Annotated in this window: 22 protein-coding genes; 16 read left to right on the forward strand and 6 right to left on the reverse strand. The window is 64.3% G+C overall.

Going from position 1 to position 22,849, the window contains the following annotated elements:
- Window positions 1-500 precede the first annotated feature (500 nt).
- Window positions 501-1,664: a porin gene (locus C5N93_RS09960; RefSeq protein WP_242559139.1), complete on the forward strand. Its 1,164-nt coding sequence runs from the start codon at window positions 501-503 to the stop codon at window positions 1,662-1,664.
- Between the two features lie 95 nt (window positions 1,665-1,759).
- Here C5N93_RS09960 and C5N93_RS09965 read toward each other — a convergent pair whose 3' ends face one another.
- A complete protein-coding gene (locus C5N93_RS09965; RefSeq protein WP_242559140.1) occupies window positions 1,760-3,004 on the reverse strand; it encodes a type 1 glutamine amidotransferase in 1,245 nt (414 codons plus the stop codon).
- 680 nt (window positions 3,005-3,684) lie between these two features.
- On the opposite strand from C5N93_RS09965, the gene C5N93_RS09970 reads away from it, so the two are divergent.
- Window positions 3,685-3,966, forward strand: coding sequence for a YkvA family protein (locus C5N93_RS09970; RefSeq protein ID WP_069341542.1), 282 nt, complete (start codon window positions 3,685-3,687; stop codon window positions 3,964-3,966).
- A gap of 105 nt (window positions 3,967-4,071) precedes the next feature.
- Here C5N93_RS09970 and C5N93_RS09975 read toward each other — a convergent pair whose 3' ends face one another.
- The 3 genes from C5N93_RS09975 to C5N93_RS09985 form a co-directional block, all read right to left on the reverse strand.
- Window positions 4,072-5,046: a quinone oxidoreductase gene (locus C5N93_RS09975; protein ID WP_069341543.1), complete on the reverse strand. Its 975-nt coding sequence runs from the start codon at window positions 5,044-5,046 to the stop codon at window positions 4,072-4,074.
- Window positions 5,047-5,111: 65 nt separating this feature from the next.
- Entirely contained in the window at window positions 5,112-5,525 is a 414-nt protein-coding gene (locus tag C5N93_RS09980) for a methylglyoxal synthase (protein ID WP_242559141.1), read from the reverse strand.
- 90 nt (window positions 5,526-5,615) lie between these two features.
- Window positions 5,616-6,395, reverse strand: coding sequence for an SDR family oxidoreductase (locus C5N93_RS09985; RefSeq protein ID WP_150719522.1), 780 nt, complete (start codon window positions 6,393-6,395; stop codon window positions 5,616-5,618).
- A 228-nt stretch (window positions 6,396-6,623) separates the two neighbouring features.
- Between C5N93_RS09985 and upp the strand changes: the two genes are divergently transcribed.
- Window positions 6,624-7,274 carry a uracil phosphoribosyltransferase gene (gene upp / locus C5N93_RS09990; RefSeq protein WP_069341546.1) on the forward strand — a complete coding sequence of 217 codons (651 nt, stop codon included), beginning with the start codon at window positions 6,624-6,626 and terminating at the stop codon, window positions 7,272-7,274.
- 115 nt (window positions 7,275-7,389) lie between these two features.
- Here upp and C5N93_RS09995 read toward each other — a convergent pair whose 3' ends face one another.
- Both C5N93_RS09995 and C5N93_RS10000 read right to left on the reverse strand, forming a co-directional pair.
- Window positions 7,390-8,307: a DMT family transporter gene (locus tag C5N93_RS09995; RefSeq protein WP_242559142.1), complete on the reverse strand. Its 918-nt coding sequence runs from the start codon at window positions 8,305-8,307 to the stop codon at window positions 7,390-7,392.
- Window positions 8,308-8,458: 151 nt separating this feature from the next.
- Window positions 8,459-10,087, reverse strand: coding sequence for a helicase HerA-like C-terminal domain-containing protein (locus C5N93_RS10000; protein WP_277990274.1), 1,629 nt, complete (start codon window positions 10,085-10,087; stop codon window positions 8,459-8,461).
- Window positions 10,088-10,397: 310 nt separating this feature from the next.
- On the opposite strand from C5N93_RS10000, the gene C5N93_RS10005 reads away from it, so the two are divergent.
- The 13 genes from C5N93_RS10005 to C5N93_RS10065 all read left to right on the forward strand — a co-directional run bounded on the left by C5N93_RS10005 (window position 10,398) and on the right by C5N93_RS10065 (window position 22,832).
- On the forward strand, window positions 10,398-11,123 hold the full coding sequence (locus C5N93_RS10005; RefSeq protein ID WP_069341631.1) for a YebC/PmpR family DNA-binding transcriptional regulator: 726 nt from the start codon (window positions 10,398-10,400) through the stop codon (window positions 11,121-11,123).
- Window position 11,124: 1 nt separating this feature from the next.
- The gene (gene purD / locus C5N93_RS10010) at window positions 11,125-12,402 is read left to right on the forward strand and encodes a phosphoribosylamine--glycine ligase (RefSeq protein WP_150719525.1); all 1,278 of its coding nucleotides are present in this window, start codon (window positions 11,125-11,127) and stop codon (window positions 12,400-12,402) included.
- 333 nt (window positions 12,403-12,735) lie between these two features.
- A complete protein-coding gene (locus C5N93_RS10015; protein WP_242559143.1) occupies window positions 12,736-13,635 on the forward strand; it encodes a mechanosensitive ion channel family protein in 900 nt (299 codons plus the stop codon).
- 246 nt (window positions 13,636-13,881) lie between these two features.
- A complete protein-coding gene (hemF, locus tag C5N93_RS10020; protein ID WP_242559144.1) occupies window positions 13,882-14,817 on the forward strand; it encodes an oxygen-dependent coproporphyrinogen oxidase in 936 nt (311 codons plus the stop codon).
- A 13-nt stretch (window positions 14,818-14,830) separates the two neighbouring features.
- Window positions 14,831-15,616, forward strand: a complete 786-nt coding sequence (locus C5N93_RS10025; protein ID WP_242559145.1) for a nicotinate-nucleotide adenylyltransferase — start codon at window positions 14,831-14,833, stop codon at window positions 15,614-15,616.
- 63 nt (window positions 15,617-15,679) lie between these two features.
- Window positions 15,680-16,126, forward strand: a complete 447-nt coding sequence (gene rsfS, locus C5N93_RS10030; protein WP_150719529.1) for a ribosome silencing factor — start codon at window positions 15,680-15,682, stop codon at window positions 16,124-16,126.
- A 35-nt stretch (window positions 16,127-16,161) separates the two neighbouring features.
- Window positions 16,162-16,632: a 23S rRNA (pseudouridine(1915)-N(3))-methyltransferase RlmH gene (rlmH, locus tag C5N93_RS10035; RefSeq protein ID WP_069341626.1), complete on the forward strand. Its 471-nt coding sequence runs from the start codon at window positions 16,162-16,164 to the stop codon at window positions 16,630-16,632.
- A 348-nt stretch (window positions 16,633-16,980) separates the two neighbouring features.
- Window positions 16,981-18,312, forward strand: coding sequence for a sn-glycerol-3-phosphate ABC transporter substrate-binding protein UgpB (ugpB, locus tag C5N93_RS10040; protein WP_069341625.1), 1,332 nt, complete (start codon window positions 16,981-16,983; stop codon window positions 18,310-18,312).
- 136 nt (window positions 18,313-18,448) lie between these two features.
- Entirely contained in the window at window positions 18,449-19,345 is an 897-nt protein-coding gene (gene ugpA, locus C5N93_RS10045) for a sn-glycerol-3-phosphate ABC transporter permease UgpA (RefSeq protein WP_069341624.1), read from the forward strand.
- On the forward strand, window positions 19,342-20,187 hold the full coding sequence (gene ugpE, locus C5N93_RS10050; RefSeq protein ID WP_069341623.1) for a sn-glycerol-3-phosphate ABC transporter permease UgpE: 846 nt from the start codon (window positions 19,342-19,344) through the stop codon (window positions 20,185-20,187). Before ugpA ends, ugpE begins: the two co-directional genes overlap by 4 nt.
- Window positions 20,188-20,189: 2 nt before the next feature.
- Window positions 20,190-21,284, forward strand: coding sequence for a sn-glycerol-3-phosphate import ATP-binding protein UgpC (locus C5N93_RS10055; protein WP_242559146.1), 1,095 nt, complete (start codon window positions 20,190-20,192; stop codon window positions 21,282-21,284).
- Window positions 21,281-22,066: a glycerophosphodiester phosphodiesterase gene (gene ugpQ / locus C5N93_RS10060; protein WP_242559147.1), complete on the forward strand. Its 786-nt coding sequence runs from the start codon at window positions 21,281-21,283 to the stop codon at window positions 22,064-22,066. Before C5N93_RS10055 ends, ugpQ begins: the two co-directional genes overlap by 4 nt.
- Before the next feature lie 166 nt (window positions 22,067-22,232).
- A complete protein-coding gene (locus C5N93_RS10065; RefSeq protein WP_150719533.1) occupies window positions 22,233-22,832 on the forward strand; it encodes a Maf family protein in 600 nt (199 codons plus the stop codon).
- Window positions 22,833-22,849 lie beyond the last annotated feature (17 nt).

Below are 22,849 nucleotides of genomic sequence, written 5' to 3' on the forward strand. Positions count from 1 at the left end.
TGATGAGGTGAAACATCTCGTCATCGATGCGCGAGACGATGACTGTCACAACATGCGATGGTTCGATGCGAGGCGTGCGCAATCATCCATGCGACATGCTCACACACTCACGGAACCAAATCCGATCATGCGTGTCGCGCGCAAATTCAATGCTGGCAACGCTTCTCGCGCGCTTTCTTCTGCACATCACACTGTGTCCCAAGCGCAACACACATCGCTTGCATGGCGATTTCTCACCTACGCTTAATCAAGCCAATCCCTTGTCAGGCAATGCTTTAGGACGTGTCTCGCAGATTCTTTTCATATCTGAAATAGATTCTTGCGGATTCTGAAATAGGCGGGAGTTGCGGTGACTCATACACTGCCCCCTGTCAACAGAGCAGTGCCGATAGCTGTTCGGGTCCGCGAGTGACGCATCGTCACCTCGACATGTTCTGTTTCGCCGCGTTCTGTTTACACGCGAATTCTGCGATTCGTGTCACGTTACTGGAGCTTAAACCATGAAAAAAACTCTTCTTGCCGCGGCCGTTGTCGGCGCGTTCTCGATGACCGCGCACGCTCAAAGCAGCGTCACCCTGTACGGCTTGATCGACGCCGGCGTCGCTTACACGAGCAATTCGACGAACACGGTCGGTGCATCGGGTTCGAAGAACTTCCGTGCAACGAGCGGTCTGGTCAACGGCAGCCGTTGGGGCCTGAAGGGCTCGGAAGACCTGGGTGGCGGTAACAAGGCCATCTTCGTGCTGGAAAACGGTTTCTCGATCAACAACGGTAGCCTGGGCCAAAACAACCGCATGTTCGGTCGTCAAGCCTTCGTCGGCCTGCAGAACGATCGTTTCGGCGCTGTGACCATCGGTCGTCAGTACGACTCCGTGGTTGACTACTTGGCACCGCTGACCCTGAACGGTTCGTCGTTCGGCGGCACGATCGCCTCGCACCCGTATGACAACGACAACACGAACAACTCGTTCCGTGTTAACAACTCGGTCAAGTACTCGAGCGCCAACTACAACGGCCTGACGTTCGGCGGCCTGTATGGCTTCTCGAACAAGGCTGGCGACTTCGCCAACAACCGTGCATTCAGCGCCGGCGTGAACTACGCAAACGGCCCGCTGACGGTGGCTGCTGCTTACTTGGAGCGTCAAGGCAATCCGGGTAACAATAACGGTAGCGGCGCTGTCGACACGTCGACCGGCGGCGATTCGATCTTCCAATCGTCGAAGCAACGCGTTTGGGGTATCGGTGGTAACTACGCCTTCGGCCCGGCAACGGTCGGCCTGGTGTACACCCACACCCAACTGCAAGGTCTGACGGGCCTGAACTACAACAACACCGCTGTGTCGTTCGCCAACGACGGCCTGAAGTTCGACAACTTCGAAGTCAACGGTCGCTACATGCTGACCCCGGCAGTCTCGCTGTCGGCCGCGTACACGTACACGATGGCCAAGCAAGATTCGACGGACAAGAAGCCGAAGTTCCACACCGTGACGCTGCAAGCTGACTACCGTCTGTCGAAGCGCACCGATGTGTACCTGACGGGTTCGTACCAGCACATCTCCGACAACGAAGGTACTGGCCTCGCAGCCGGTGTCGGCGCTGCCGGCGGTATGTCGTCGACCAGCTCGCAAACCGTCGTCGGCACGGGTATCCGTCACCGCTTCTAATCAAGGCGGCGTGAACACCGGGGCAGTGATCCGGTGTTCCTGACACGAAAATGGCAGCCCTCGGGCTGCCATTTTTTTATGGTGCGGTGAATCGATCAGAAGCGCGTCTCGCGCGCCGCGCGCAGGAAGTTATCCAGCACCGGCGTGCAGTCGAGAAACTCCGGGCCACCCGCGCGATGGAATTCCGGGTGCCATTGCAGGCCCATCACGAACGGCGCCTTGCGGTAGCGAATCGCTTCGACCACACCGTCTTCCGCACACACCGCTTCCACGCTCAGATCGCGGCCCAGCGTCTTCACCGACTGATGGTGAATCGAGTTGACGATCGGCACGTCGACCGGCGCCAGCATCTGCGCGAGCGAAGAACCTTCCGGGAAGGTCAGCGTGTGACGGTTGTGTTCGTACGTTTCAGTCACGTGCGGGATCGCTTGCGGCAAGTCCGTCGCAATGTCCTGATGCAGCGTGCCGCCGAAGGCCACGTTGATCAGTTGGCAACCACGACACACGCCGAGAATCGGCTTGCCCTGCTCCACGAACTCATGCAGCAGCTCAAGTTCGTACATGTCGCGCATGCGGTCGCCCTGCCATTCGTGACGCGTCGCCACTTCCGAATAGGTCAGCGGCGAAACGTCGGCGCCGCCCTGCAGGACCAGACCGTCCAGATGCTTCGCGTAATCGTGCAGACGAATGTGGCTCGGGTGCAGCAACCCCTGCGTGTCGACCGTCGGAATCATGAAGACGAGCACGTCGCGGGACATCACCCAGTGGGCAATCGACTCTTCCAGGTATTGCAACGTTTTGCTGCGCAGACCTTTCGAGCCGGGTTCCGGGTGGAAGATACGCGCCGAGATACCGATTTTCAGCGTGCGCTGGGTGATGCGTTGTCCCGCGCGGTCGTACCACGCACGAAAACGCGCCGACATGATGCGACGCAGCACCGACCACGGCGAGTCGCCTGCCTGCAAATAGGACGGCTGACCGCCCATCGAGGCAGGGCTGCCCGGGCGCGGCGCACTCGAACCGAAGGCCGGTTGATGCGGCGGTTCACCACCGCCATCGCCTCCACCACCGCCTCCACCACCGCCTCCCGCACCACCACCGGCACCGGCGGTCGTACCCGCCTCACCGATGTTGCCGCCAGCGCTGCCCACACCAGCGGCCTTCACATCGTCACCCGATTTCGGCGCAGATGCGCCAATCGGGTTGCTGTCGGACGCCACGGCTGCGGCCGACGCGTGCGTTGTGGGCTTCGCAGCAGGCGTTTCCGCCTGCGCGTCCGCCGAAGCGGCGGCATCGGACGGCGGCGCGGGGCGCGTCAGCGTGTCGGGATTCGGCGGCATGCCCGAAGACCCTTCAGCGGTCCCGGCAACGGGCTTAGCGGTCGGACGGGGAGTCGCCGGGGTGGCGGGTTCCACGTAGTCCGATGCGCGGGTCGCCGGCGAATCCGCGGGCGAGCCCGTGGAAGCATCGGTCGAAGCCCCGGCAGCTTTCGCGGATTCAGGTGTGGAGGACTGCGTTGTCGCAGTCGTCGGGGACGGGGAAGTGAGCTTGCTCTTGTCGGATTCGGGCTGGGACGGCGGCTGCGGCGATTTCGGATCTTGAGCGTCGGTCATGATGGCTTTGAAATGCGTCCTAAAAAGAACGGGAGGACGAAGGGGGAAAGATGGATTGACCACGTCGGCCCGGGAATTATCCCGCTGCCATTATCCGACCGCAACCGGAGTGCCCGGAACGCCAGCACTCGACCGGACGTCATGACGAAGGCGTTCCCAACCTGCCAGATACGCATTCCGCCCCGCCGATCACGCGATGAAACCGTCTCGCCCCAACAATGTCGAAGCTACTTGTTACGCATCGGGCGCCGGTTTCCGGCCGTGAGTCACCTTCAGCGCCGCATGCAATCGTTGCGTATAATCGAAACAAGTTGCACGATATTCAACTAATATTGAGCGATGTTATCCCCGATTGCGAGAAATTGCTTGCCGTTCATGGCAAGCTCATTGGTACCAGGAGTTTGCAAGTGAAGCGTTTTCTTCGTCTGTGGCAAATCGCCCGTCATGATTTCCGCGTGCTCTGGCATGCGGCCCGCGATCCGCGACGTCCGCGCTGGCTGCTGCCCGCCGTGGTGCTCCTCGCGGTTTATCTGCTGAGTCCCATCGACCTGATCCCCGATTTCGTACCGGTGTTCGGGCTGCTGGACGACGTGGTCGTCATCGGCATGGTCATCCACTGGCTCATCAAGCGTTTGCCGGTCGATGTGCGTGAAGACGCGCGCGCTCATGTCTTCACGCAGCGCGCCTGAACGCCTGACGCGCACATCCCGGGCAGTGGACAGAAACAAACGGGAACGAAAAAGGGACGCCTCGGCGTCCCTTTCCTTTTCAGCCCGTGAAACGCTTGGGGCCGCTCAGGGCATGAGCAACGTCGACCCGGTGGTCTTGCGCGACTCCAGATCACGGTGCGCCTGCGCGACATCCGCCAGCGCGTAACGCTGGTTGACCTCGATCTTCACCGTGCCGTTACCGACGACCTCGAACAACTCGTTCGCCGTGGCTTCGAGATCGGCGCGCTTGGCGGTGTAGTTGAAAAGCGTCGGACGCGTGAAGAACAACGAGCCGCGCGACACGAGATCGGCGGTGTTGATCTGCGCGACGGGACCGGAAGCGCTGCCGAAATTCACCATCGTGCCCAGCGGACGCAGGCAGTCGAGCGAGCCGATAAACGTGTCCTTGCCGATGGAATCGTAGACCACGGGCACGCCTTCGCCACCGGTGATGTCCTTGACGCGCTCGACGAAGTTCTCGCGCGTGTAGACGATCGGATGATCGCAACCGTACTGACGCACGAGCGCCGCCTTCTCGTCCGAGCCGACCGTGCCGATCACCGTCGCGCCCAGCGCCTTGGCCCACTGGCACACGATCAGCCCGACACCGCCGGCAGCCGCGTGAATCAGGATCGTGTCGCCCGCCTTGACCGAGTACGTGCGACGCAGCAGGTACTGCGCCGTCATGCCTTGCAGCATCATGGCGGCGGCCTGATCGTCGCTGATGTTGTCGGGCACACGCACCAGCGGCGCGGCCGGCATCACGCGCGCCTGCGAATACGCGCCGCACGGCCGGCTCGCGTAGGCAACGCGGTCGCCCGGCTTCACATGCGTGACGCCCTCGCCCACGGCCTCGACCACGCCGGCGGCCTCCATGCCCAGACCGGCAGGCAGCGGCTGCGGATACAGGCCCGTGCGGAAATACACGTCGATGTAGTTCAGGCCCACGGCGTTGTGACGCACGCGCGCCTCGCCCGGTCCCGGTTCGCCGACTTCGACGTCGACCCATTGCATCACTTCCGGGCCGCCGTTCTGTTCGATGCGGATTGCTTTTGTCATCCTCGCTCCTTCCCCTCGATGGGTAGTCGATCGGTCATGTTGATCGTGCGTGTTGGTCGTACTTTTCAGGCCGACGGCTGCGCCGCCAGCCTGACAATCAGTTGTTCCAGCAGCAAGCGCGCCGTGGCGCTGTTGGTCGCGCACGGCACGTTGTGCACGTCGCACGCGCGCACCAGCGCGTTGATGTCGGGTTCATGCGGTTGCGGTGTCATCGGGTCGCGCAGGAACAGCACCATGTCGACGCGTCCCTCGGCCAGTTGCGCACCGATCTGCAAATCGCCGCCGTGCGGCCCGGAGAGCATGCGCTCGACGTCGAGGCCCAGCTCGGTGGCGATGCGCCCGCCCGTCGTGCCCGTGGCCACGAGCTGACATTGGCGCAGCACGTCGACGTAATCGCGCGCGACCGCCAGGATCTCGTCCTTCTTCTTGTCGTGTGCGATGAGTGCGATGCGGACCTTCGGTACTGTCGAAACCGTCATTGATGCGATCCCTGAACGTGAAATGGGTGATGGGAGATGCACGAGACACCTCGCCCGAACGTCGCCCGCGCGACGTCGGAACGTGCTCGCTCAGAAAGTCCCGGGATAGGCGCCGCCATCGATCAACACGTTCTGCCCGGTGATGTAGCCCGCCTGTGCGCTGCACAGGAACGCGCACGTGGCGCCGAACTCATCCGGACGGCCGAAGCGACGGGCCGGGATGGCGGCTGCACGTTTGGCGCGCATGTCGTCGACCGGCTGGCCGCTCTTCGCCGCAGACGCCTCCAGCGTTGCCGCCAGCCGGTCGGTGTCGAACGCCCCCGGCAGCAGGTTGTTGATGGTGACGTTGTGCGCCACGGTCGTGCGCGCAACGCCGGCCACGAATCCCGTCAGCCCCGAGCGGGCGCCGTTGGACAGCCCGAGGATGTCGATGGGGGCCTTCACGGCAGATGAGGTGATGTTGACGATACGCCCGAAGCCGCGGGCGATCATGCCGTCCACCGTCGCCTTGATCAGCTCGATGGGCGTGAGCATGTTGGCGTCGATCGCGCGGATCCAGTCGTCGCGCTGCCAGTTGCGGAAGTCGCCCGGGGGCGGCCCGCCGGCATTCGTCACGAGAATGTCCGGTTGCGGACACGCCGCAAGCGCCTGTGCGCGGCCTTCCGGCGTGGTGATGTCGCAGGCCACGGCAGTCACCGTCACGCCTGTCGCGGCGCGAATCTCGCTGGCGGCGGCATTCAGGGCGTCGGCCGTGCGGGCCACGATCACCACGTTGACACCGGCGTCGGCCAGCGCCTGCGCACAGGCGCGCCCCAGCCCCTTGCTCGCGCCGCACACCAGCGCGGTGCGGCCCTTGATTCCCAGATCCATGTTCAGCCTTCAAGAAGACAAGTGATGCATTGGCGGTGGCTGCGCGAGGAGGCGAAAGTCAGCGCCCGGCAGCCGTCTTGCAGCGATTCTAAGGGAATCGACCGCGCGCCGCTGCGAGGGCGTGACGTCGAAACCCGGACCGGCCTCGTCCGCTTCGGCTAAAATCGCGGCCATGCGGGCTTTTATCGCGACATACCGGTCCGATAGCCCAGCCTCGAATTGCCTGCCATGAAACAAGACTCCCGATTCCCGAACCTTTTCATCTGCGATCATCCGCTGATCCAGCACAAGCTCTCGCACATGCGCGACAAGGAAACGTCGACGCGCACGTTCCGCGGCCTGCTGCGTGAGATTACGCTGCTCATGGGTTACGAGATCACCCGCGATCTGCCGCTCACGACCGAGCGCATCGACACGCCGATGGTCCCGATGGACGCTCCCGTCATCGCCGGCAAGAAGCTCGCCGTGGTGCCCGTGCTGCGTGCCGGTGTCGGCATGAGCGACGGCCTGCTCGATCTGGTGCCGTCTGCACGCGTCGGCCACATCGGGGTGTATCGCGACGATCAGCATCGCCCGGTCGAATACCTCGTGCGTCTGCCGGACGTGGCCGACCGCCGCTTCATTCTGTGCGATCCGATGGTCGCGACCGGCTACTCGGCCGTTCACGCCGTGGACGTGCTGATCAAGCGCGGCGTGGAGCCGGAAAACATCGCGTTCCTCGCCCTCGTGGCGGCTCCGGAAGGCGTGAAGGTGCTGCACGACGCGCATCCGGGCGTGAAGCTGTATGTGGCGTCGCTGGACGAGCGTCTGGACGATCACGCGTACATCATTCCGGGTCTCGGCGACGCGGGCGACCGCCTGTTCGGCACCAAGAACTGACGGATTGACGTCGTCACGCAAATTACGCAAGACAAAAAGCCCCGGGAATTCCCGGGGCTTTTGCTTTGTACGGCCGCTTGGGTCACTTAGGTCACTTACCGAAGATGGCGTCGGCCTATGTCCCCTTGCGGCGCGTGGCCATGGCCACCCCGACGGCCGCAAGCACCATCCCGCCCCAGGCCAGCGGCGGCATGTGCTCCCCGACCATCAACCATGCTGCGAGCGCTGCGGCCGGCGGCACGAGGAAGAACAGCGCTGACACGCGCGACGCCTCGCCGCGTCGGATCATCGCCAGCAGCAACGAGATCGCAACGATCGAATTACCGATCACCAGATAGACGAGCGTCAGTCCGAGTTGCCACGTCCAGTCGACACGCATCGGTTCGAGCCACCAGGCGAGCGGCAGCGTCGCGGCGAAGCCGACGGCGTACTGCACGAGATTCGACGTGACCGGATGCTGCCCAAGACCGAAGCGCTTTTCGTAAAGCGTGCCGCAAGTAATCGCGCCGAGCGCCACGAACGTCAGCAACAGGCCGAGCGCCGAGGTCGCCTCCACCGCCGAGCGCGCCACGATGACGAGCGCCGCCCCCGCCAGCCCCAGACCGAGCCCGATCCAGTTCATGCCGCTCACGCGCTCGCCGACCAGGTGCGGCACGGCCAGCGCCACGAGAATCGGTTGCAGCGACGTGATCAGCGCCACGCTGCCCGCCGACACCCCGAGACGCAGCGCCAGATACGTCATGCTGAAGTACAGCGCCTGAATCAGCAGACCGATGACGACGAGATGCCCCCAGGCCGCGGCCGTCTTCGGCAATGGGGGACGCATGACCAGCGCGAGCGGTGCGAGCAGCACGAGCACCAGACCGTAGCGCAATGCGAGGAAGGTCAACGGGTCAGCGTAGGCCAGACCGATCTTGGCGACGGTGAACCCGACCGACCACAGGAACAGAAAGATGAGCGGCGCGGCACGCAGCCACAGCGGATCGTGGGCCACGCCGGTACGTACCGGATCCAGCGAAGATTTCAGAGACATCGGTGAGTGGAAGGTCCTTTTCCCTTTTTATTATCTGGCGGGCATTGCCCGGCGACGCACCTGATCAGGACGGCGAGCGGGTCCGATGATCGATAGGCGGGGCGATTCGACAGGGGCATTCGAGGTCGGCCCGCCCGACCGGACGGCGCGCTCAGCGGCGCTTGCTGCCCCCGAAAATGCTACCCAGCACGCCGCGCACGATCTCGCGCCCCAACTGGCTGCCGACGGTGCGCATCGTGCTCTTGACCATCGCTTCGACCGGCGAATCCTTGCTGCGCGACCCGCCCGAGCCGCCCAGCAGACCGCCCAGTGAATCGAGCAGACCGCCGCCACCGGCCGACGGTGCGCTGCCGCTGCCGCCATTGCCTGCGGGCACAGGCGTGCCGTCCGGCTGGCGTGCCTGCGTCCGGCCGACGAGCTTTTCATACGCCGACTCCCGATCCACGACCTTCTCGTACACGCCCGCGACGAGCGATGCCGCCATCAACGCGGTGCGCTCCTGCGGCGTGATCGGCCCGATACGCGACGCCGGCGGTGCAATGTACGCGCGCTCGGTGATCTCGGGACGCCCCTTCTCGTCGAGCAGCGACACCAGCGCTTCGCCCACCCCCAACTCGCCGATCACCGTCTCGATGTCGAGCGACGGATTCGCCCGCATCGTCTGCGCTGCCACCTTCACCGCCTTCTGATCGCGCGGCGAATACGCCCGTAAGGCGTGCTGCACGCGGTTGCCCAATTGGCCGAGCACCGTGTCCGGGACGTCGACCGGGTTCTGCGTCACGAAGTACACGCCCACGCCCTTCGAGCGAATCAGGCGCACCATCTGCTCGATTCGTTCCAGCAGCGGCTTGGGCGCTTCGTTGAACAACAGGTGCGCTTCGTCGAAGAAGAAGACGAGCTTGGGTTTATCGGGATCGCCGACTTCCGGCAGACGCTCGAACAATTCGGCGAGCAGCCACAGCAGGAAGGTGGCGTAGATACGGGGGGCCGCGAGCAGCTTGTCGGCAGCGAGGATGTTGACGACGCCGCGCCCTTGCGCGTCCGTCTGCATGAAGTCTTCGATATTGAGCATCGGCTCGCCGAAGAACTTGTCCGCGCCCTGCTGCTCCAGCGTGAGCAGCCCGCGCTGGATCGCGCCGACCGACGCCGCCGAAATGTTGCCGTACTGCGTGGTGAAGTTCGACGCGTTGTCGCCCACATGTTGAAGCATGGCGCGCAGGTCCTTGCTGTCGAGCAGCAACAGGCCGTTGTCGTCGGCGATCTTGAAGACGAGGTTGAGCACGCCGGTCTGCGTCTCGTTGAGCCCCAGCAGGCGCGCGAGCAGCAGCGGGCCGAGATCGGAGATGGTGGCGCGCACCGGGTGGCCCTGCTCGCCGAAGACGTCCCAAAGGGTGGCAGGGCTGCCGTGCCAGTCGGGCGTGTCGAATCCCAGATTGGCGATGCGCTCCTTGAGCTTGGGGGTCTCGACACCGGGCTGCGTGATGCCGGTCAGATCGCCTTTGACGTCTGCCAGAAAAACCGGCACGCCAATATCCGAAAAGGCCTGGGCGATGACTTGCAGGGTGACGGTCTTGCCGGTACCGGTCGCCCCGGTGATGAGGCCGTGGCGGTTGCCCATTGCCGGCAGCAGTCCGAGAACATGCTGGGCGTTGCGCGCGATCGTGAGCCGTTCACCGGCATCGTGAGCCGAACTTGCCGAGGCGGCGGCCGGCGAATCGACATCGGTGGCGGCGGGGGCGGGGGCGGAAGGCACTTGCGACGGCACGGGCTTCTTGGGCATGAGAGACCTCGGCGGTGAACGCGGGGCGACTCGTGACACGGCGCTGCAAACACCCGTGGCACGGTGCGGCGGCATGATAAAATTGCTTCCGATTATAGCGGCACGCGTTGCCGCTCGGACTGCACCGCCCCGAAATACCCCACACGGATCCGTGATCGACCGGCCCCGTGTGACGCGACGGGGCGGCTGGACAATCGGCGCCCGCGACCCCGGTGGTGGCGGGCGCTCCCGTTTCAACGGTTGGCCGCGCCGCACTGCGCGGGCCGGCAGAGCATACTTCGCCGCACAGCGCGGCACGACGGAGAAATTCATGGCGGGTCATAGCAAATGGGCCAACATCAAGCACAAGAAGGCTGCGGCAGATGCCAAGCGCGGTAAAGTCTGGACACGTCTGATCAAGGAAATCACCGTGGCTGCCCGTCTGGGCGGCGGTGACGCCGACAGCAACCCGCGTCTGCGTCTGGCCGTGGAAAAGGCGGCAGACGCCAACATGCCCAAGGACAACGTCAAGCGCGCGATCGATCGCGGCGTGGGCGGTCTGGACGGCGCCAACTACGAAGAAATCCGCTACGAAGGCTACGGCATCAACGGCGCCGCCGTGATCGTCGACACCATGACGGACAACCGTGTGCGCACGGTGGCCGAAGTGCGTCACGCCTTCTCCAAGTTCGGCGGCAATATGGGTACCGACGGCTCGGTGTCGTTCCTCTTCACGCATTGTGGTCAGTTCCTGTTCTCGCCGGAAACCCCGGAAGACAAGCTGATGGAAGTGGCGCTCGACGCCGGCGCCGACGACGTGATCACCAATGAAGACGGCAGCTTCGAAGTCGTCTGCCCGCCCAACGACTTCCAGGCCGTGAAGGACAAGCTCGAAGCGGCTGGCCTGAAGGCCGAAGTCGCGGAAGTCACGATGAAGCCGCAAACCGAAGTGGTCTTCACCGGCGATGACGCCGTGAAGATGCAAAAGCTGCTCGACGCGCTCGAAAACCTCGACGACGTGCAGGACGTATTCACCAACGCCGTCATCGAGGAATAAGATGAAAATTCTGGTTGTCGGCTCGGGCGGCCGCGAACACGCGCTCGCGTGGAAGCTTGCCCAATCGCCGCGCATTCAACTGGTTTATGTCGCCCCGGGTAACGGTGGCACGGCGCTCGACGAGCGCCTGCGCAACGTGCCGATCAGCGACCCGAACGTGCTCGCCGAATTCGCCGCGCGCGAAGGCATCGCCCTGACCGTGGTCGGTCCGGAAACGCCGCTCGCCGCCGGTATCGTCAACATCTTCCGCGCCCGCGGCCTGAAGATCTTCGGCCCGACGAAGGAAGCCGCACAGCTCGAATCGTCGAAGGACTTCGCCAAGGCGTTCATGAAGCGCCACGGCATTCCGACCGCCGATTACGAGACGTTCTCCGACGCCGCTGCGGCGCACGCGTACATCGACGCCAAGGGCGCCCCGATCGTCATCAAGGCCGACGGTCTGGCCGCCGGCAAGGGCGTGGTCGTGGCGATGTCGCTCGACGAAGCGCACAACGCCGTCGACATGATGCTCGCCGACAACAAGCTCGGCGACGCCGGCGCCCGTGTGGTGATCGAGGAGTTCCTGCAGGGCGAGGAAGCCAGCTTCATCGTGATGGTCGACGGCAAGAACGTGCTGCCGCTGGCCACCTCGCAGGATCACAAGCGTCTGCTCGACAACGATCAGGGCCCGAACACGGGCGGCATGGGCGCTTACTCGCCCGCGCCGATCGTCACGCCGCAGATCCACGCCCGCGTGATGCGCGAAATCATCATGCCGACCGTGCGCGGCATGGAAACCGACGGCATCCGCTTCACCGGCTTCCTGTACGCCGGTCTGATGATCGACGCCGACGGCAACGTCAAGACGCTCGAATTCAACTGCCGTATGGGCGACCCGGAAACGCAGCCGATCATGGCGCGTCTGAAGGGCGACTTCTCGGTGGTGGTGGAACACGCCATTGCCGGTACGCTCGACAAGGTCGAACTGGACTGGGATCGTCGCTACGCGCTGGGCGTGGTGCTCGCCGCTCACGGCTATCCGGATACGCCGCGTAAGGGCGACCGTATCTCGGAAGTCCCGGCGGAGACTGAGGAGTGCGTAACGTTCCATGCGGGCACCCAGCTCGAGAACGACGTGCTCAAGGTCACCGGCGGCCGCGTGCTGTGCGTGGTCGGCTTGTCCGATACGGTACGTGGCGCGCAGAGCGTGGCGTACCAGACCGTCAACCAGATCAACTTCGACGGCATGCAGTATCGCCACGACATCGGCAATCGCGCGCTGGCGCGCAAGCCGGAGTAAGGCGGACGGCAGGCGGACATCAAGCCGAGGTCGAGCCAGTGCCGTCGAACGCCTGATGGCAACCACGGCTGGAATGGTTGGAACGGTTGGAACGGTTGGAAGCGCGGCCCGGGAGCCCCCAAGTCTCCCGGGCCGTTGTCGTTTCCGGGCCTTTGCATCCGATCGTTTGGGCTGCCTCACATCCTGTGTGCGGCACGATTGACAAGCGCAGGCCAACTTGGCACGCTGGCGACGCGTGACACTGGAAGTTCACTCGCCAGAATGCGCATCCGGCCAGCCCCGGCGGAATTCATGCAGTTTTCCCGACAGACCCCTCGCTCGACGGAGACTCACATGTTCGACCTCGACAAGCTGGTCAACGATTATCTGGTGCCGTTCGGCCTGAAGATCCTGATGGCCATCGTCATCTGGATCATCGGCGGCATCGTCATCAATCTGGTCGCGCGGCTCGTACGCGGCGCGATGACCCGCCGCAACATCGATCCCACGCTCGTACGCTACACCGAGTCGTCGCTGCGCATCGCGTTGCGCATCGCGCTCATTCTCTCCATTCTCAGTGTCTGCGGCATCGAGACGACGTCGTTCGCCGCCCTGCTCGCCGCCGCCGGTATCGCGATCGGCGCGGCATGGTCGGGACTGCTGTCCAATTTCGCGTCGGGCATCTTCCTGATCGTGCTGCGACCCTTCAAGTCCGGCGACATGATCAGTGCGGGCGGCGTGACGGGTGTGGTCGACGAGATCGGTCTGTTCGTCACCACCCTCACCACGGCGGACAATCTGCGCGTGTACGTCGGCAACACCAAGGTCTTCGGCGACAACATCACCGTGTACGACGCCAACGCCTTCCGGCGCGTGGATCTCACCGCACAGCTTGCCCATACGGTCGATTTGCAGGATGCCGTCGCGAGACTGAAAGCCCGCGTCGCCCAGATTCCCAACGTGGTCGAGAAGCCCGGCGTCGATGTGGAGATTCTGGAATTCAATCCGTCCGGGCCGGTGCTGGCGGTGCGGCCGTACTGCCACAACCGCGATTACTGGCAGGTGTACTTCGACACCAACCGTGCGATTGCCGAAGTCGGCGGCACGGCGCACTGGCCGGTGCCCGCAACGCGTCAGATCCTGATGCCGCCGCCGGGAGCGGCCGCCGGGGTTCCCGCCGCCACCCCGTCTATCGTGCCCGGTGCCGGCGGCGCAGCCCCCGCTGGCACCCTGCCCAACTCGCCGGCGCCCTGAGCGTCACACGTTGGCTCAGGACTTGACTCAGGTCATCCGGGCGACACCGGCGAAGATGGCCGGCCGCCCGCGTCTTGCTGCGTCCCGGTACAATCTCGGGTAAATCGAACGCGTCGACCCGCCAATCTGTGGCCCCTTTACCGGCCTCGTTGACGATATCGACGACGGTATTACCGACGATATTGCCGACGGTATTCGCAAAGAAATTGCCGACGGACACATCGACCACGCAAGGGACGTCACAGAATGACAGCGCAAGACACCGCACAAGCGCCGGACACGGCGGCGGTACGCACGTATCTGCTCGGGCTTCAGGACAACATCGTCGCCACGATGGAGCGCCTCGATGGCAAACGCTTCTTCGTCGACGACTGGCAACGCCCCGCCGACAGCCCGTTGCGCGGTGACGGCCGCACCCGAGTGCTCGACGACGGCGACTTCTTCGAGCGTGGCGGCGTGAACTTCTCCCATGTGATCGGCGACAAGCTGCCCGCCTCGGCCAGCGCCTCGCGGCCCGAGCTGGCCGGACGCGGCTTCGAAGCTCTCGGCGTCTCGCTGGTGCTGCATCCGCGCAATCCGTATTGCCCGACCGTGCACTTCAACGTGCGAATCCTGATCGCCACGGCCCCGGGCGAACTACCGGCCTTCTGGTTCGGCGGCGGCATGGACCTCACGCCGTATTACCCGTTCGAAGACGACTGCAAGCACTTCCATCAGACCTGCAAGGACGCGCTCGATCCGTTCGATGCCACGTGGTACCCACGCTTCAAGACGTGGTGCGACGACTACTTCTTCCTGAAGCACCGTCAAGAGCCGCGCGGCATCGGCGGCATCTTCTTCGACGACTTCTCGGGCGGCGGCTTCGACACCGGGTTTGCCGTCATGCAAAGCGTGGGCGACGCCTTTCTCGGCGCCTATGTGCCCATCGTGGAACGCCGTCGCGGCATGCCGTACGGCGAGCGCGAGCGCGATTTTCAGGCGCACCGCCGTGGCCGTTACGTCGAATTCAATCTGGTCTGGGACCGGGGCACGCACTTCGGCCTGCAATCGGGCGGACGCACCGAATCGATTCTGATGTCGATGCCGCCGGTCGTGAAATGGCACTACGACTGGAAGCCGGAACCGGGCACGCCGGAAGCGAAGCTCTATACCGATTTCCTCGTGCGCCGCGAGTGGGTGTGAAGGCCGAGCCAGCATGACCGTCACCTCAACTGCGACGTCGGCACCGTCCGGCAAGAGCGCCACGCAAGCGAATCGCCCGAATCCCACCAACCGCGCCGACAGCGCCGACCGCGCCATTCCGGCCGTGCGGCGCATTGGCGTGCTGGGCGGCACGTTCGACCCGATTCACACCGGTCATCTCGCGCTCGGCGCGCTGTTCGCCGGCACGCTCGCGCTCGACGAGCTGATCCTCATGCCCGCCGGTCAGCAGCCGCAGAAGCAAGGCAGCACGGACGCCGGGCATCGGCTGGCCATGACGCGCCTGGCCGCCGAAGGTCTCGCCGCCGAGCTGGCCGTCACGCATCCGTCGACGCAGGTCATCGTGAGCACGCGCGAGATCGAGCGCGCCGGGCCGAGCTACACCGTCGATACGTTGCGGGACATGCGCCGCGATATCGGTCCCGACGTCTCGCTCTCGCTGCTCATCGGCTCAGACCAGCTGGTCCGGCTCGACACCTGGCACGCGTGGCGCGAACTGTTCGATTACGCGCACGTCTGCGCCGCGGCAAGGCCCGGTTTCAGCCGCGATACGGCGTCGGCGCAACTGCGCGATGTCTTCGCGCAACGGGAAGAGACCGCGCTCGGGGTACAATCCACGCCATGCGGCGGCATCCTGATCGACGACTCACTGGCCGTCGACATATCCGCCACCGAGTTGCGCGCCACGCTGGCGCACGCGCAAGACGCGGCCACGCCCCCGGAAAACCTGCCCGAACCTGTGTGGCAGTACATCCGCGCGCAACACCTGTATCGCGCCTGACGGCCCCCGTATGACGTTGGCGGGCCGCTGTGCCGCACCCCTGTTTCACCCAAAAGACGCACTATGGATATTCGTAAACTTCAACGCCTGATCGTCGACGCTCTCGAAGACGTCAAGGCCCAGGACATCAAGGTGTTCAACACCGAACACCTCACCGCACTGTTCGAGCGCGTGGTCATCGCGAGCGGTACGTCCAACCGCCAGACCAAGGCGCTCGCCGCCAGCGTGCGCGACAAGGTCAAGGCCGCCGGTGGCGATATCGTCAGCATCGAAGGCGAAGACGTCGGCGAATGGGTGCTGGTCGACACGGGCGACGCCATCGTGCACATCATGCAGCCGGCCCTGCGCCAGTACTACAACCTCGAAGAAATCTGGGGCGAGAAGCCCGTTCGCCTGAAGGCCGCCGGCACCAAGGCAGGCGCCAAGGCCAGCGCAGAAGACGACGCTGAAGACGCCGAAGATGACGAGGCGCCCGCCCCGGCACCGGCTCGCCGCAAGAGCAGCAAGTAAGACGCCGCGCGCGACTTCGCCGACACGCCGCCGCCATGCGTCTGTTCATTCTCGCAGTCGGGCACAAGATGCCCGGCTGGATCGAGACCGCCTTCGCCGAGTACGCCAAGCGCATGCCGCCCGAGCTGCGCATCGAACTCAAGGAAATCAAGCCGGAGCAACGCTCCAACTCCCGCACCGCCGAGACGGTCATGGCCGCCGAAGCGCAGCGCATCGACGCGGCGCTGCCGCGCGGCTGCCGTCTCGTATGTCTTGACGAACGCGGGCAGGATCTCACCACGATGCGTCTGGCGCAGTCGCTCACCGTCTGGCAGCAGGACGGGCGCGATGTGGCCTTCGTGATCGGCGGTGCCGACGGACTCGATCCGGGCCTCAAGGCACGTGCCGACACCCTCATCCGTCTGTCCAGCCTCACCCTGCCGCACGGCATGGTGCGGGTGCTGCTCGCCGAACAGCTCTACCGCGCGTGGAGCATCAACGCCAATCATCCGTACCATCGGGTGTAGGGTCTGGCGTGAGGGGCGCTCTCGCAGCATCACCGCAGCGCCTCCGCAGCGTGCGTTCCCCCCTCTGTATGACAAATCAATAAGTCAGCCATAAGTCACAAGGCTTTGGTGCGGCGCAATGCATCGTTGTATCAGGCTGCCGATGCCGCGTCGCGCCTTGCCCACCGGCCCGTTCCGGGCGTTGTCAATCCCCCCGTTGCACTCGCGTGCAACACCCGTTGTGCAGTGCGAGTGGAAAAATCATAACGACGTGTTAGTCTACGCGGCGCTACACAGTTCGCACCGCGAACAAGCAGGGGCCGCTCACTCAACAGGCCCTGGACTTCTCGTGAACCCCCGGAGATTGGTATGAAGCAACCTTCCCTGCGCACCTTTGCCCTGGCTGGCGTTGGCGCTGCACTGGCACTCGGCATGAGCACCTCGGCCCTGGCCGCCACGGAGATCCAGTTCTGGCATTCGATGGAATCGGCCCTCGGCGATCGCGTGAACCAGATCGCTGCCGACTTCAACGCCTCGCAAAGCGACTACAAGATTGTCCCGATCTACAAGGGCAACTACGAGCAGGGTCTGGCAGCGGGTATCGCCGCCTTCCGCGCCGGTAACGCCCCGGCCATTCTCCAGGTGTACGAAGTGGGCACCGCCACGATGATTCAGGCCAAGAAGGCCGTGAAGCCCGTGTGGCAAGTCATGAAGGACGCCGGCGAGCCGTTCGATGAAAAGGCCTTCGTGCCCGCCATCGCCGGTTACTACGCCGACGGCAAGACCAATCACCTGATCTCGATGCCGTTCAACAGCTCGACGCCGGTGCTCTATTACAACAAGGACGCCTTCAAGAAGGCTGGCCTCGATCCGAACACCCCGCCCAAGACGTGGGCCGACGTGAAGACCGACGCCGAGAAGCTCAAGGCTTCGGGCATGTCGTGCGGCTTCACGATGGGCTGGCAAGGCTGGACGCAGCTCGAAAACTACAGCGCCTGGCACGCCCTGCCGTTCGCCACGAAGGATAACGGCTTCGGCGGCCTCGACGCCAAGCTGAGCTTCAACGGCCCGCAACAGGTCAAGCACATCCAGTTCCTGGCCGACATGGCCAAGGAAGGCTCGTTCACGTACGTGGGCCGCAAGGATGAGGTGACCTCGAAGTTCTACAGCGGCGATTGCGGTATCGCCATGACGACGTCGGGCGCGCTGGCCAACATCGGCAAGTACGCCAAGTTCAGCTACGGCGTGGGCATGATGCCGTACGACGCCGACGTGAAGGGCGCACCGCAGAACGCCATCATCGGTGGCGCCAGCCTGTGGGTGCTCGCCGGCAAGTCGCCCGCCGAGTACAAGGGCGTGGCCAAGTTCCTGAACTACCTCGCCTCGCCGGCCGTGGCCGCCAAGTGGCACCAGGACACCGGCTACCTGCCGGTTACCAAGGCCGCTTACGAGCTGACCGAGAAGCAAGGCTTCTACGCGAAGAACCCGGGCGCCGACACGGCCATCAAGCAGATGCTCAACAAGGATCCGCTGCCGTACACGCGTGGCCTGCGTCTGGGCAACATGCCGCAGATCCGTACCGTGGTCGACGAAGAACTCGAAGGCGTGTGGAGCGGCAAGCAAACGCCTAAAGCCGCGCTCGACAAGGCTGTGCAACGTGGCGACGACCTGCTGGCTCGTTTCGCGAAGCAAGGCAGCTAAACCGCCTCGAACGCGCGATTACGCGGTCAATGCAGGGGCTTTTCCTGCGTTCGCAGCATGAATCGTGACGTTACAATGACACCACCCCGGCTCGCCTGAAACGCGGGCCGGGTTGGTTTTTTTTGGTCACTACGTTATGGCGCACAACTCCAGAGAACGCCCTCGCTTCGGCACCGGCTGGCTGCCCTACGCTCTTGTAGCTCCGCAGCTCTTCATCACCGTCGTATTCTTCCTGTGGCCGGCGGGCGAAGCCCTTTGGCAATCGACATCGACACAAGACGCCTTCGGCCTGTCGAGCGAATTCGTCGGACTCGCCAACTTCACCGCGCTGTGGGGCGACTCGCTCTACCTCGCATCGTTTCGCACGACGATGATCTTCAGCGGACTGGTCACGGTCTGCGGTCTCGTCATCTCCCTGTTGCTCGCGGCCATGGCCGATCGCGTCACGCGCGGCAAGCGCGTCTATCAGACGCTGCTGATCTGGCCGTACGCCGTCGCGCCCGCCATCGCCGCCGTGCTGTGGGCTTTCCTCTTCAACCCGAGTATCGGTCTGGTCACCTTCGGCCTCGCCAAGCTCGGCATCGAATGGAATCACGCCCTCAACGGCGGACAGGCCATGTTCCTCGTCGTGCTCGCGTCGATCTGGAAGCAGATCAGCTATAACTTCCTGTTCTTCTACGCCGGCTTGCAGGCCATTCCGCGCTCGCTCGTGGAAGCCGCCGCCATCGACGGCGCAGGTCCGATCCGGCGCTTCTTCGGGCTGGTGTTGCCGCTGATTTCGCCGACGACGTTCTTCCTGCTCGTGGTCAACCTCGTCTACTCGTTCTTCGACACCTTCCCGGTGATCGATGCGGCGACCGGCGGCGGCCCGGGCCAGTCGACCATGACGCTGATCTACAAGATCTATTCGGAAGGCTTCAAGGGGCTCGACCTCGGCAGCTCGGCTGCCCAGTCGGTGGTGCTGATGGTGATCGTCATCGTGCTCACGGTCGTGCAGTTCCGCTTCATCGAACGCAAGGTGCAATACGCATGATCGAGAACCGTCGCGGCCTGGATATCTTCTGCCACGTCATGCTGATTATCGGCGTGCTGCTGGTGGTCTTTCCGCTCTATGTGGCGTTCGTCGCCGCCACCATGAACGAGAGCGAAGTCTTCAACGTTCCTCTGTCGCTCATTCCGAGCACCCACCTGTTCGAAAACCTCGCCACGGTGTGGGGTACCGGTACGGGTAACGCCGCCATGCCGTTCGGCCTGATGCTCGGCAACAGCCTGTTCATGGCACTGGTCGTCACGATCGGCAAGATCTCGGTGTCGATCCTGTCGGCCTTCGCCATCGTGTACTTCCGCTTCCCGCTGCGCAATCTGTTCTTCTGGCTCATCTTCGTCACGCTGATGCTGCCGGTCGAAGTGCGTATCTTCCCCACGGTGCAGGTGATTTCGACCCTGGGGCTGATCAACAGCTATGCGGGTCTGACGGTGCCGCTGATCGCGTCGGCCACGGCCACGTTCCTGTTCCGGCAGTTCTTCATGACGCTGCCCGACGAACTCGTCGAAGCCGCGCGCATCGACGGCGCCGGCCCGATGCGTTTCTTCTTCGACGTGGTCCTGCCGCTGTCGAAGACGAACATCGCGGCGCTGTTCGTCATCACGTTCATCTATGGCTGGAATCAGTACCTGTGGCCGATTCTCGTGACCAACGCGCCGGAAATGACAACGGCGGTCGTGGGTATCAAGAGCATGATCGGCAGCGGTGACACCGCCACCCAATGGCAACTCGTCATGAGCGCTACGCTGCTCGCCATGCTGCCGCCGCTCGCGGTGGTGCTGCTGATGCAACGTTGGTTCGTGCGCGGTCTGGTCGATTCGGAAAAGTAATCATGGCAAATCTCAAACTCCATAGCGTCAAGAAAACCTACGACCAGAACAACTACGTGCTGCACGGTGTCGACATCGACATCGAAGACGGCGAGTTCGTGGTCATCGTCGGTCCGTCGGGTTGTGGCAAGTCGACGCTGCTGCGCATGGTCGCCGGCCTCGAATCAGTCAGCGAAGGCAGCATCCTCATCGGCTCGCAGGTCGTGAATCAGCTGGAGCCGAAGGATCGCAACATTGCGATGGTGTTCCAGAACTACGCGCTGTATCCGCACATGGACGTGCGTCAGAACATGTCGTACGGCCTGAAGATTCGCGGCATCGACAAGAAGCTCATCGACGAGCGCGTGCTCGCCGCCGCGCGCATTCTGGAACTCGAACCCCTGCTCGCACGCAAGCCGCGCGAACTCTCGGGCGGTCAGCGTCAGCGTGTGGCGATGGGCCGCGCCATCGTGCGCGAACCGGCCGTGTTCCTGTTCGACGAACCGCTCTCGAACCTCGACGCCAAGCTGCGCGTGCAGATGCGTCTGGAAATCCAGCGTCTGCACAAGCGCCTGAAGACCACCAGCCTGTACGTCACGCACGATCAGGTCGAAGCCATGACGCTGGCCGATCGCGTGATCGTCATGAACAAGGGCTACGCCGAGCAGATCGGCACGCCGACGGACGTGTACGAGCGCCCGGCATCGCTGTTCGTGGCAAGCTTCATGGGCTCGCCCGCGATGAACCTGCTCAAGGGCCGTGTCGACTCGGAAGGCCGTACGTTCGAGATCGAAGGTGGCCCGGCACTGCGTCTGCCGCCCACGAGCATGGCGCACGCCAATCGCGAACTCGTGCTCGGCGTGCGTCCGGAACATCTGGTGCCGGCCGAGCAGCAGAACGGCCTCGGGGCGTTCGCGGCACAGACCAGCATCCACGTCGATCAACTCGAACTGCTCGGCGCCGACAACCTGCTGCATGGCCGCTGGGGCGAGCAGCAGGTGACGGTGCGTCTGCCGCATGAGATGCGACCGGCAGCGGGCACGGTCGTGCCGCTGGCCATCTCGGCCAAGGCGCTGCACCTGTTCGATCCGTCGACCGGCAAGCGAGTCGAAGCATGAGCGACGCCCCCGTACCCTCTCATTTGTGGCGCGACTGGCCATATCCGCGCATCGTCTCGCATCGCGGCGGCGGCAAGCTCGCACCGGAGAACACGCTGGCGGCGTTCGAGATGGGCGCGTCGCTCGGCCTGCGCATGGTTGAATTCGACGCCAAACTCTCCGCAGACAACGTCGTCTTTCTGTTGCATGACGATACCGTCGACCGCACCAGCAATGGTCATGGCGCCGCGGCGCAAATGACCTACGCCGAGATCGAGACGCTCGATGCCGGTAGCTGGTTCGGCGCTGACGGCCGTTTTGCGGGCCAGGTAATGCCGACGCTGGCGCAGGTGGCCGAACGCTGCCTCGCGCTGGGGCTGGCGGCAAACGTCGAAATCAAGCCGTGCCCGGGGCGCGAAGCCGAAACGGGCAAGCGCGTGGCCGAGGCGGTCAGAACGCTGTGGGCCGGTCAGGCGCAGCCCCCGCTGCTCTCGTCGTTCTCCTACGAGGCGCTCGAAGCGGCCGCTGCTGCCGCGCCGGAACTGCCGCGCGGCATGCTGTACGAGGCAGTGCCCGCCCACTGGCGGGAAGACGCCCGCAAGCTCGGCACGGTCACGCTGCATGCCAGCCACAAGCATCTCGACGGCCCGCAGGTCGCCGAGATCAAGGCCGCGGGCCTGCACATGCTCGTCTACACGGTCAACGAACCGGCGCGGGCACGTGAGCTGGCGGCGTGGGGCGTGGACGCCATCTGCACCGACCGCATCGATCTGATCGGCGCAGACTTCCTCGCGGACCTCTGAGTCGCAATAAACGGCACTCCGCGCCCTTGCCGCATGCTGGCGGGGGCGCGCGCAAGGCGGCATAATAGGGCGTTCCCCTCGCCCAGCCCATCCAGCGGCCCGGTGCGCGCGCCGCAGATTTCTGCAAAGCCGTGTGCCGGGCTGGACGAATTCAAGTCAAGCCGCCATGCCGTACATCTATCTCGCTTCGCAAAGCCCCCGCCGTCAGGAACTGTTACAGCAGCTCGGCGTTCGTTTCGAGCTGCTGTTGCCTCATGCCGACGAGGACGCCGAAGCGCTCGAAGCCGTGCTGCCGGGGGAGCCGCCCGACGATTACGTGCAGCGCGTCACGCGCGCGAAGGCCGAGGCGGCCGTGGCGCGCCTGGCGCGCGCCGGGTTGCCCGCCGCACCGATTCTCACAGCCGATACGACCGTTTGTCTCGACGGCACCATCCTCGGCAAACCGTTCGACGACGCCGACGCCCGTGCCGTGCTGGCGCGCCTGTCGGGCACCCGTCATCGCGTGCTCACGGCCGTGGCCGTGTGCGCAGACGGGCAGATCCATCAGGCGGTGAACATCTCGCACGTCTGGTTCCGGCCGCTGCGCCGCGAGGAGATCGAGCGTTACGTCGCGTCGGGCGAGCCCAAAGGGAAAGCCGGCGCCTATGGCATTCAGGGCAAGGCCGCCGAATTCGTGATGCGCATCGACGGCAGTTATTCCGGCATCATGGGGCTGCCGCTGTGCGAGACCGCCGCGCTATTGCGTCAGGCGGGCGTCGACTTCTGACGCCTACCGAATTTGCC

The organism is Pandoraea sp. LA3, from assembly GCF_022696215.1.
GTDB classification, from domain to species: domain Bacteria; phylum Pseudomonadota; class Gammaproteobacteria; order Burkholderiales; family Burkholderiaceae; genus Pandoraea; species Pandoraea capi.